Here is a 9763-nt window from a genome sequence, read left to right as displayed (position 1 = left end):
CTTTTTTACGTCTGCAGAAAAGTAAAATACGCGCAATTAATACACACTCATATCGCGACACAAAGATAGTGTAGCATTTGCTATGTGGCTCTCCACCGCTGTGGGCACTACGACATCACCAGGCTACAAATTGTAGAAACCCGTTACAGAAATGTGACGGGTTTTTTGCTGTCTGGGATTTAGTAAATAGCCAAGAGCCCATGCCGTACTCAGTAGTGAAACGAAACAGCTCGAAGGCGAGCCCCACGGAAGGCCGCCCCGACACAAAGATAGTGTAGCATTTGCTATGTGGCTCTCCACCGCTGTGGGCACTACGACATCACTAGGCTTCAAATTGTAGAGAGCCCGAATCTAACGATTCGGGCTTTTTTACGCCTGCAGAAAAGTGAAATACACGCAATTAACACACACTCATATCAACATTCATCATGTAGGTCGGGCGAGCGCAGCGACTCCCGACGTTAAAAGCATAAAAAATCTTCTCTCGGTAATGAGTGCGTAGCATTTGCACTGTGGCTCTCCACCGCTATGGGCACTACGACATTCTACTGCGTAGCGCACCGACCTCAAATTGTAGAAAGCCCGAATCTAATTATTCGGGCTTTTTTACACCTGCAGAAAAGTAAAGTTGGGTGGATAAGCGTATCTTAGCCAATTTTCCTTCATAATGAGCTCTGCCATAACTTCATATTAATTTTTTAATTTAATCTTTTTCAACTTTCATAACAAAGTTAGCCGTAGTTAATCTTAGCGTGTTAAAATTTATTTTTATATTACTACTTTTTGAGGTGCCGATTGCCTACTGCTGATTATCAAGATGTATTGAATGAAATAACCCAAGAAGTAGCACCTTTACTATCACAAGGTAAAGTAGCTGATTATATACCAGCTCTTGCGGAGGTTGACCCTAAGCAATTTTCAATTGCTATATACACTACTGAAGGTGAAACTATTTGTGCAGGTGATTGCACGCAACGTTTTACTATTCAATCGGTTTCTAAAGTGATGACTCTCACTATGGCGCTGCAACGTTATGGTGATGAGCTTTGGCACCGAGTAGGAAAAGAACCATCAGGCACCGCATTTAACTCGCTTACACAGCTTGAATTTGAAAAAGGGATACCACGTAACCCTTTCATTAATGCAGGCGCAATTGTAACGTGTGACGCGTTATATAGTCGTTTATCTGCCCCGATGCACTCTATGCTTGAAACGTTTAGATTGTTAGCAGATAACCGAGGTATTGTGATCGATAAAAAAGTAGCTAATTCAGAGTATGAGTTTAGGCATCGTAACGCGGCTATGGCGCATTTAATGAAATCGTTTGGTAACTTTGAAAATGAAGTTGATGATGTTTTATGGTCTTACTTTAATTTTTGTTCTATTGAGCTCAATTGTATTGAACTAGCTAAAGCTTATAATTTTTTAGCTAATAAAGGTGTTGATAATCGATCGGGTAATCGTGTTTTAAGTAGTCGTCAAAACAAGCAGTTAAACTCGCTTTTATTTACGAGCGGTTTATACGATGCAGCAGGTGATTTTGGTTACAGAGTCGGTATGCCTGGTAAATCAGGTGTGTCGGGGACTATTTTAGCGGTATTACCAAATAAGTTTACTGTGGCGGTTTATTCTCCGGGGCTTAATTCGTTTGGTAATTCTGTGGCAGGAATAGCAGCACTTGAGCTGCTATCCAAAAAGCTTGATATTTCTATTTTTTAGATCCCATCAGGGAACAATAATTGCTCCCTCAGTGATTTACTGCTCCCAATAAACCTGCTCTAAACAATCCTCACGCTCAGGTAAGCCGCGAGATAAACGAGGCGAATGCTGAACTAACACTTCATAGCTAGCTCGGTTAGCATATTTACTAATTTGCGATAGTGATGAATAAGTAATAGCCTGTTGCTGATGTTTAGCTGAGTTTGCCACATTAAGTTTATGGTAAACATTCGCTGATAAATCATGTAGTACAGCGGCTAGAGCACAATCGCCTGCACCATTGGTGTTTTTGATTGAATCAGGTCCACCCATAAAGGGGGCTGTATGGCTGTATGCTCTGATTGGTTCAGCACATTCATCTTTGCGCATAGCTCGTGAGAATTCGTAACGGTTAAAGTCAGGTATTGCACCTGGTAATAACGGGTATTCGGTTTCACGTTTTAAACTGTCATCAACGTAGCCGGCCATAAATAAGCCTTTTTCGCCTGCAGTACAAATAACTAAGTCTACCCAATCAAGTGCTTTGTCAGCGGCTAAAAGAGGGTCTTCAAAGCCTGTAATTGCTAGGCCTTCTTCTTCGTTCATAGCAAGTATATCAACATGCTGTTCAACAAAGTTTGCCCACCAAGTAGGATCTTGTTCAATTAAGAACTTGGTACCGAGTGTTAATACAACTGGCACGCCTGCATCATTAGCGTATTTAACCGCTTGCAGAGTAGCTTCAGTCATTGTTTCACTGCCTTGAGTACGCATCAGGTAAGCACTGATCACTAGCGCAGATGAGTTTTCAATAAGTTCTTTATCGATTGACTCAGGACGTAAGTGATTCATTAGACCTGCACTTATTGCGAAGGTACGTTCACCGGTTTCATCAATTAACGTAAAGCAGCGGCCAATAGGTCCGTCAACCGGTTGAAGGTAGTCTAAATCTACACGGCTTGAGGTGTTACATAAAAAACGATAGGCGTAGCTACCTATTTTTATGTTTTCGCTCATTACGCCTAATAAAACTGAGCGATCATCTGCAAGTACGGAGTAGTTGTGCATAGTGTTACCAATAGTGCCACCTGCAAACTCGTAATCAACCATGTCGTTTAATTTTAAACGATCGTATAAAGCGTTTGTTATATCGCTATCAATAACTTGCGACATACCTCTGCGCAATTGAAACTCGTCAAGGAAAGCCTGATCAACTTTTGCCTCTATATCAACAACGATCTGATCGATACCCGTAATATAACTACGTTGTAATCGCTCAGTTGCGTTAAGTTGATTGGTAAGTGGATCTTTGGCTTCCACTGGAAAATAATGTTTATGCCTGCGGCGTCCAGGAAATTTCATTTGCTACCCGTGTTGTGAGCTAAATAAAAAAAGCGTGAGATTATAGCGTAAATCAGCACGAGTGAGCCATTACAAACGGGTAAATATTGTTTTATTTTTGCAATAAACTAATCAATAGCGCACTTTCAAGCGCTAACTAGGTATAATTACAGCATAAAAAGTTATTTAAGTAGAAATTATGAACGAGCAATTTGACGATTCTTATTGGATGGAACAAGCACTTTTGTATGCTAAACAAGCAGAACAGCTTAATGAAATACCAGTAGGTGCAATTGTAGTGAAAGATAACCAACTAGTTTCAGCTGGCTATAACCGTTCAATAACGGATAACGATCCCTCTGCGCATGCCGAAATGATTGCAATACGCGAAGCTGGAAAAGTACTAAATAACTACCGCTTGATTGATTGTACGTTGTACGTGACGCTAGAGCCTTGCTCTATGTGTGCGGGATTGTTAGTTCATAGTAGAATAAAGCGTTTAGTTTTTGGTGCTGCGGATGCAAAAACAGGATCTGCAGGCTCTATTATGAATTTGCTGCAAGAGCCTAGATTGAATCATCAAGTAGATGTGTGTGGTGGCGTTTTAAGTGAGCAGTGTGGGAATGCTATTTCTGATTTTTTTAAATCTAGAAGGGCACAAATTAAAGCAGCTAAAAAAGCTGCTCGTGATGCTGCTGATTTTAGTTAGTCTCTGTCTTAATTTCTAGCTCTGCCATTTCTTGCACTGCAAACATGCGTCTGCGCCAGATTATTTTCTTATGGAGCTTACGTAACATAACACGACGACGTGTGGCGGTAGAATAAATTACATTACGTTTTAATTTTTGTGTGCGTCTACGTTTTAGCATGTTTTCTCCTAATGCAAGAGTGAGAAAGGCACGGGTATATCTTATAAAATAATGATATACGATAAACACACATTAGTGATCATTTGACGACAAGTAAACAGATATTTAATTTACTTAAATTCTACTTATTAATATGCTCAAAAAAACGGATACCTATACGAATCTTAGTTATTGTTTTCACTCGGCTGTTTGGGCTCAATTAAAGCTTGTTGTTTTTCTGTTTGAGCTTCATCTTCCTCATCTTTTACGTCACTTTGTCCATTTAGCTTTGGCTTGGTATCAGTGCTCAGCTCTTTGATTGGTTCTGGCTCACGTTCTTCTGTAATAGCATTATTTTCATCTAACCAAACAAGTGCATCGTAATAGCGACGAATATTATCAACGTATTTAACAGCGACATCGCCACGAGCATAACCGTAGCGGGTTTTACGGTAATAGCGCTTTTTAATTAAAAGTGGCAGGCGTTTTTTAACGTCAGCCCATTTGTCGGGGCTTGCACCTTGTTGCTCGGTAATTGTACGTGCGTCATTAACGTGCCCCCAACCTACGTTGTAAGCCGCTAATGCAAGCCATGTTCTATCCGGTTGCGGGATTCTGTCTGGAATGCGTTTAATCAACTTAGTTAAATATTTTGCACCACCGCGAATATTTTGTTCAGGCTCTAATCTGTTAGTGACACCAACCTGCTTTGCCGTGCTGCGAGTAAGCATCATTATACCGCGCACGCCAGTAGGAGATTTAGCGCGTGGATTCCACATCGATTCTTGATAACTAAGTGCTGCTAATAAACGCCAATCAAGACTCCCAGCATATTGTTCAAACCATGGCTGATAGGTGGGTAAAGTTTCTTTAATTGCTTCTATATAGGCGAGTGTATTTACATAATTAAATTGGCGTACGTGGCCAAAGTACTTTTCTTCAAGTACGTAAAGTTGGTTGCTTTGTTTTATATCGCCAAAAAAAGGTACGAGTAAAGCATATAATGAATCGTCTTTTGTTTTTTGAAGTATCCATGCAATAGGGTCGTTATGACTCACTGAAAAACCAATACTTAAATTTGGGTGATAACGACGAAATAATGACAACGTATGTGTGTCGGCAAGTGTGTAATCTATCTCACCATCAATAACCGCTTGAAGTAGTTCTTCTTCATCAAACTCTTCGCTTTCTGTCCAAGTTAGCTCGGGGTTGTTTTTCTTTATTTTTTGTAGAGTAAGCGAGTGACTACTTTTAGCTATAACGGTAAAGTTACCATCTAGGTCGTCAAAGTCACGTGGACGCACACGCCCTTGTTTATAAACTAATTTTTGGCTAATTGTGCGATAAGTTGGGCCATAGCGATATTGCTCTGCCCGAGCTTTATTATAGGTAAGTCCTGAGGCAATTAAATCTAAGTCGCCGTTTTCAAGGCGTTCAAACATATCAGATAAGTTAAAAAATGGCACTATTTCAAGCTCTACACCTAAATATTCGGCAAAAGCTTGTGATAATTCATATTCAAAACCTTGCTCGCCTTGTACCGCTTGATAATAGTTACTAGCACTGGCAAGTGTGCCTACACGAATTTTATTTTGCTCTTTTATTTGGGCGAGTTGAGTTGGTTGTTCTTGCATATCACATGCACATAACAATATAACTAAAGTAATGATTATTATTAGTTTTTCTTTGAACATTGTGTGCCCCTTAATCTCGCTAGCCACCGTTATAGCAAAACTAAGCCATCGCGTCACTTTACGTTTTATTTTATTAACTAAAATAGACTATAAATAAAGCCAAAAAGTTAATTTTATGAAAAGCGTAATTTTGAGTTAAATCTGAATGCTAATTGGACTATAATGCGTGCCTAAAATATCGTTCAATCCCTAACCCCGGATGAAATTATCTATGTTGATCCTTCGTGGTGCACCAGCACTTTCAGAGTTCAGAGTTAATAAAATTTTAGCGCGTTGCCAACAATCGCAACTTCCTGTCACTAACGTATATGCCGAATATACTCACTTTGCCGATTTAACATCGCCCTTGAGTACTGCTGAGCAAACCAAGCTTGAAAAGCTATTAACTTACGGTCCAACTATTGCTGAGCATACCCCAGCAGGCAAACTTGTACTCGTTACACCTCGCCCTGGTACCATTTCACCTTGGGCATCTAAAGCAACTGACATTGCCCACAACTGTGGTTTAAAGCAAGTTCATCGCGTTGAACGCGGTATTGCTTATTATGTAGAAGGTGATTTAAACGCAGAGCAATTTGCACAAGTCACGGCGTTATTACACGACCGTATGACTGAAGCCACGCACAGTGAGTTTGAAGATGCAGCGCAGTTATTTCGCAGTGATGCACCGCGCCAAATGTCGTCTGTCGATATCTTAGGTGGTGGACGCGAAGCGTTAGCTAAAGCGAATGTTGAGCAAGGTTTTGCCCTTGCTGATGACGAAATAGACTACTTGGTAGAAAACTTTATAAAGTTAGGGCGTAATCCTAACGACATCGAATTGTTTATGTTTGCACAAGCAAACTCAGAGCATTGTCGCCATAAAATATTTAATGCTGACTGGACAATCGATGGAAAAGAGCAGCCAAAATCGCTGTTTAAAATGATTAAAAATACGTTTGAGCTAAATCCTGAAAATGTATTGTCGGCGTATAAAGATAACGCGGCAGTAATGAAAGGCTCAAAAGCGGGTCGCTTCTTCCCCAATGCGCAAGGTGAATATGCGTATCACCAAGAAGACATTGAAATACTAATGAAGGTTGAAACTCATAACCACCCAACCGCTATTGCGCCATTCTCTGGTGCGGCTACAGGTTCTGGTGGTGAGATTCGCGATGAAGGCGCAACAGGTCGTGGCTCTAAGCCAAAAGCAGGTTTAGTTGGCTTTACTGTATCAAACTTACGTATTCCAGGTTACGAGCAACCATGGGAAAGCGATTTTGGAAAACCGGGTCGTATTGTTAACGCACTTGATATAATGACAGAAGGTCCGCTAGGTGGCGCTGCATTTAATAATGAGTTTGGTCGTCCTAACTTATTAGGTTACTTCCGTACTTACGAAGAAAAAGTAACAAGCCATAATGGCGAAGAAGTACGTGGTTATCATAAACCAATTATGCTTGCCGGAGGTTTAGGTAATATTCGCTCTGATCATGTTCAAAAAGGCGATATTCCTGTTGGCGCTAAATTAATTGCGCTAGGTGGGCCTGCAATGAACATTGGTTTGGGTGGTGGTGCTGCATCAAGCATGGCTTCTGGTCAATCGAACGAAGATTTAGATTTTGCTTCAGTACAACGCGAAAATCCAGAAATGGAACGTCGTTGCCAAGAAGTTATCGATAAATGCTGGCAGCTAGGTGATGAAAACCCAATTGCATTCATCCACGATGTAGGTGCTGGCGGTTTATCAAATGCGTTTCCTGAGCTTGTTAATGATGGCGGACGTGGTGGTAAGTTCCAATTACGTAGCATTCCTAACGATGAGCCAGGCATGGCACCACACGAAATTTGGTGTAATGAATCACAAGAGCGTTATGTACTCGCTGTTGGCGTAGAAGACTTTGACCGCTTTGAAGCAATTTGTAAGCGTGAACGTGCCCAGTACGCTGTTATAGGTGAAGCAACCGCTGAACCTCACTTAACTGTGTCAGACAGCCATTTTGAAAATAACCCTGTTGATTTGCCGCTGGACGTATTATTAGGTAAAGCACCTAAAATGCACCGCGATGTAACGTCAAAGCAAGTTGTTGGCAAAGCGCTTGATACTACATCAATAAATGCAGCAGATGCAGCGCAGCGCTTAATGCGTTTGCCAACTATTGCAGAAAAAACATTCTTAATAACAATCGGCGATCGTTCAGTTACGGGTTTAGTCGCGCGTGACCAAATGGTTGGTCCTTGGCAAGTACCTGTTGCTAACTGTGCAGTAACTGCGGCAACGTATGACACTTACCACGGCGAAGCTATGTCACTTGGTGAGCGTACGCCGGCGGCATTACTTAATTACGGTGCATCGGCTCGTTTAGCGGTAGCTGAGTCGTTAACTAATATTGCCTGTACAAATATTGGTAGCCTTGAAAACATTAAGTTATCGGCAAACTGGATGGCAGCAGCGGGTCACCCAGGTGAAGATGCTGGTTTATACGAAGCGGTTAAAGCCGTAGGCGAAGAGCTTTGTCCTGCGCTTGGTTTAACGATTCCAGTAGGTAAAGATTCTATGTCGATGAAAACGACATGGAAAGATGACAGTGACTCACAAGAGAAGTCAGTAACATCGCCGCTTTCACTGGTTATAACGGCGTTTGGTCGTGTTGACGACGTACGTAAAACAGTAACGCCACAACTGCGCACAGATAAAGGCGATACATCGCTTATATTAATTGATTTAGGTGCGGGTAAAAACCGCATGGGCGCATCAAGCCTTGCGCAAGTTTATAAGCAATTAGGTGATGTAACCCCTGATGTTGATAGTCCAGAGTTATTAAAAGGCTTCTATAACGCAATGCAAGCGCTTGTGGCTGATAGTAAGTTACTTGCTTATCATGACCGCTCAGACGGTGGTTTATTTACCACGGTTGCTGAAATGGCGTTTACGGGTCATACCGGTGTAACGGTTGATTTAGCTGGCTTAACGGGTTCAGACATTGAAGCGCTTTATAACGAAGAGCTAGGTGCAGTAATTCAAGTTGCAAATAGTGATTTAGATGCGGTAAATGCAGTGTTTGAACAACATGGTATAGCAGCCATTAGCCACAATATTGGCACGCTTAACAGTGACGATACGATTATATTTAACCGTGGCGAAAATACGGTACTTAATCATACGCGTACTGAGCTTCGTACTATTTGGGCTGAAACAACGTATCAAATGCAAGCACGCCGTGATAACCCTGAGTGTGCTAAGCAAGAGTTTGATGCTAAATTTGATGCAAAAGATCCAGGCTTAAACGTAAAACTTAACTTTGATTTGAACGAAGATATAGCGGCGCCATACATTGCAACCGGTGCTAAACCGCAAATGGCTATTTTACGTGAGCAGGGTGTTAACTCTCATTTAGAAATGGCGGCTGCGTTTAATCGTGCTGGTTTTGCTGCCATTGATGTACACATGAGCGACATTTTAGAAGGTCGTTTAACGCTAGAGCAATTTAAAGGTTTAGTGGCCTGTGGTGGTTTCTCATACGGTGACGTACTTGGTGCGGGTGAAGGTTGGGCTAAGTCTATTTTGTTTAACGACATGGCACGCGAACAGTTCCAAAACTTTTTCCACCGTGAAGATACCTTTAGCTTAGGTGTGTGTAACGGTTGCCAAATGTTATCAACGTTAAAAGAGCTGATCCCTGGCACTGAACATTGGCCGCGCTTTGTAACTAATAAATCAGAGCGTTTCGAAGCACGCTTTAGTTTAGTAGAAATACAAGAAAACCCGTCTGTGTTCTTTAACGGAATGGCTGGCTCGCGTATGCCTATAGCGGTTTCTCATGGTGAAGGTCATGCTGAGTTTGCAAACGATGCAGCCATTAAAGCTGCGCTTAATAGCGGCACTGTTGCGGTTAAGTTTGTAGATAACTACGGTAATCCTACAACGCAATACCCAGCGAATCCTAATGGTTCTCCAGAAGGTATTACCGGTATTACGTCTACTGATGGTCGCGCCACTGTAATGATGCCGCATCCAGAACGCGTATTCAGAAGCGTTGCCAATTCTTGGCATCCTGATGAGTGGATCGAGGATAGCCCGTGGATGCGTATGTTCCGTAACGCACGCAAAAACGTAGGGTAATTTAATTACTTTTATACAAGTTAGATTCATAATCTAGCTGTAAAATAAAAAAGGCTGCACTGTGCAGCCTTTTTTGATTA

General features: G+C 41.6%; 6 protein-coding genes. 3 read left to right on the top strand and 3 right to left on the bottom strand.

From position 1 onward, the window contains the following. The first annotated feature begins 795 nt into the window (after window positions 1–795). On the top strand, window positions 796–1719 hold the full coding sequence (gene glsB / locus H5119_RS03090; protein ID WP_138584423.1) for a glutaminase B: 924 nt from the start codon (window positions 796–798) through the stop codon (window positions 1717–1719). Window positions 1720–1755: 36 nt separating this feature from the next. Here the strand turns inward: glsB and H5119_RS03085 are convergent, their stop codons facing one another. Next, the gene (locus H5119_RS03085) at window positions 1756–3060 is read right to left on the bottom strand and encodes an inosine/guanosine kinase (protein WP_138584424.1); all 1305 of its coding nucleotides are present in this window, start codon (window positions 3058–3060) and stop codon (window positions 1756–1758) included. Window positions 3061–3238: 178 nt separating this feature from the next. Between H5119_RS03085 and tadA the strand changes: the two genes are divergently transcribed. Beyond that, on the top strand, window positions 3239–3748 hold the full coding sequence (tadA, locus tag H5119_RS03080) for a tRNA adenosine(34) deaminase TadA (RefSeq protein ID WP_182701169.1): 510 nt from the start codon (window positions 3239–3241) through the stop codon (window positions 3746–3748). On the opposite strand, the gene H5119_RS03075 is transcribed toward tadA, so the two are convergent. Together H5119_RS03075 and mltF are read right to left on the bottom strand one after the other, a co-directional pair. After that, window positions 3741–3908: a hypothetical protein gene (locus H5119_RS03075; RefSeq protein ID WP_167368314.1), complete on the bottom strand. Its 168-nt coding sequence runs from the start codon at window positions 3906–3908 to the stop codon at window positions 3741–3743. The two genes, tadA and H5119_RS03075, sit on opposite strands and share 8 nt — an antisense overlap. A gap of 164 nt (window positions 3909–4072) precedes the next feature. After that, window positions 4073–5581 carry a membrane-bound lytic murein transglycosylase MltF gene (mltF, locus tag H5119_RS03070; RefSeq protein ID WP_182701168.1) on the bottom strand — a complete coding sequence of 503 codons (1509 nt, stop codon included), beginning with the start codon at window positions 5579–5581 and terminating at the stop codon, window positions 4073–4075. Between the two features lie 211 nt (window positions 5582–5792). Between mltF and purL the strand changes: the two genes are divergently transcribed. After that, window positions 5793–9683: a phosphoribosylformylglycinamidine synthase gene (purL, locus tag H5119_RS03065; protein ID WP_182701167.1), complete on the top strand. Its 3891-nt coding sequence runs from the start codon at window positions 5793–5795 to the stop codon at window positions 9681–9683. Window positions 9684–9763: the final 80 nt, after the last annotated feature.

This window comes from Pseudoalteromonas sp. SG45-5 (genome assembly GCF_014164085.1).
GTDB lineage: Bacteria > Pseudomonadota > Gammaproteobacteria > Enterobacterales > Alteromonadaceae > Pseudoalteromonas > Pseudoalteromonas aliena.
This window is presented reverse-complemented; position numbering and strand designations above follow the sequence as displayed.

Excerpts from the sequence above, each read along its gene's own strand:
- H5119_RS03085 (WP_138584424.1), bottom strand. The coding sequence starts at position 3,060 with ATGAAATTTCCTGGACGCCGCAGGCATAAACATTATTTTCCAGTGGAA.
- tadA (WP_182701169.1), top strand. The coding sequence starts at position 3,239 with ATGAACGAGCAATTTGACGATTCTTATTGGATGGAACAAGCACTTTTG.
- H5119_RS03075 (WP_167368314.1), bottom strand. The coding sequence starts at position 3,908 with ATGCTAAAACGTAGACGCACACAAAAATTAAAACGTAATGTAATTTAT.
- mltF (WP_182701168.1), bottom strand. The coding sequence starts at position 5,581 with ATGTTCAAAGAAAAACTAATAATAATCATTACTTTAGTTATATTGTTA.
- purL (WP_182701167.1), top strand. The coding sequence starts at position 5,793 with ATGTTGATCCTTCGTGGTGCACCAGCACTTTCAGAGTTCAGAGTTAAT.